1 protein-coding gene is annotated in these 1745 nt (G+C 47.3%); it reads left to right on the forward strand.

The genetic code is table 11. From position 1 onward, the window contains the following. Positions 1-1745: beta strand repeat-containing protein (locus tag AC1DCV_RS35680; protein ID WP_477027667.1), on the forward strand; the 1745-nt coding region annotated here is incomplete at both ends.

A 1745-nucleotide genomic window follows, 5' to 3' on the forward strand; every position in this document is an offset into this window, starting at 1 on the left:
ACCATTAGAGACGAAGCTAATAATAATGCTGCGCTCCTCTTGAATAATATCGGCAATACCACAGGCATATTCGTAAACACGGTACATCCAACAGTAACGTTGTCTACCACTGCGGCCATTGTCAATGCACCGTTTACTGTAACTGCTGTCTTCAGCGAAGTGGTAAATGGTCTTACAACCGGAGACTTTACATTGACTAACGCAACAGCTGCCGCGCCGCAAACCGCGGACAATATCACCTATACCATCGTCATCACACCGATAACTGATGGAGCTGTCGACGTTTCATTGCCTGCAGATGCCGCAGTGAATATTGGCGGCAACGGTAACACTGCGGGCAACACGATTAGTGTAACAGCAGATGTGACGGCGCCGGTAGTAACACAGGTAAGTGTACCTGCGAATGGTTATTATAAAGCCGGCAGTGTGTTGAACTTTACAGTAGCGTACAGTGAAAATGTGCTCGTTAATACTACTGGCGGTGTGCCATCGATTAGTGTAAACATAGGCGGAACAAATGTTTCAGCGGTTTACACAGGAGGCACCGGTACACAGAATTTATCTTTCAGTTACACTGTTCAGAACGGGGACCTGGATATGGACGGCATCACGCTTGGTACTAGTCTGTCGCTGAATGGTGCTGCCATTAGAGATGCAGCTAATAACAATGCTGCCCTCCTCTTGAATAATATCGGTAATACCACGGGTGTATTTGTAAATACGGTACACCCAACAGTGACATTGTCTACCACTGCCGTTGCCATTGTTAATGCACCGTTTACCGTAACTGCTGTCTTCAGCGAAGTGGTAAATGGTCTTACAACCGGAGACTTTACGTTGACTAACGCTACGGCAGCTGCGCCGCAAACCGCGGACAATATCACCTATACTATCGTCATCACACCGATAACTGATGGAGCAGTCAGCATTTCATTGCCGGCAGATGTAGCGGTGAATATTGGTGGCAACGGTAACACTGCGAGCAACACGATTAGTGTAACAGCAGATGTGACGGCGCCGGTAGTAACACAGGTAAGTGTACCTGTGAATGGTTATTATAAAGCCGGCAGTGTGTTGAACTTTACAGTAGCGTACAGTGAAAATGTGCTCGTTAATACTACTGGCGGTGTGCCATCGATTAGTGTAAACATAGGCGGCACAAATGTTTCAGCGGTTTACGCAGGAGGTGCCGGTACACAGAATTTATCTTTCAGTTACACCGTACAGAATGGCGACCTGGATCTGGACGGCATCACGCTTGGTACTAACCTGTCGCTGAATGGTGCAACTATCAGGGACGCAGTGAATAATAATGCTGCCCTCCTCTTGAATAATGTAGGCAATACCACTGGCGTATTCGTGAACACGGTGCATCCAACAGTTACGTTGTCTACCACTGCCGTTGCTATTGTTAATGCACCGTTTACTGTAACTGCTGTCTTCAGCGAAGTGGTAAATGGTCTTACAACCGGAGACTTTAGATTGACTAACGCAACAGCTGCCGCGCCGCAAACCAGCGACAACATCACTTATACCATCATCATTACGCCGATAACCAATGGTGCAATCAGCGTTTCATTGCCTGCGGATGTAGCGGTGAATATTGGCGACAACGGTAATACTGCCAGTAACACGATTAGTGTAACAGCAGATGTGACGGCGCCGGTAGTTACACAGGTAAACGTACCTGCGAATGGTTACTATAAAGCCGGTAGTGTGCTGAACTTTACAGTGACATACAGTGA

The organism is Chitinophaga sp. 10T418 (genome assembly GCF_056394125.1).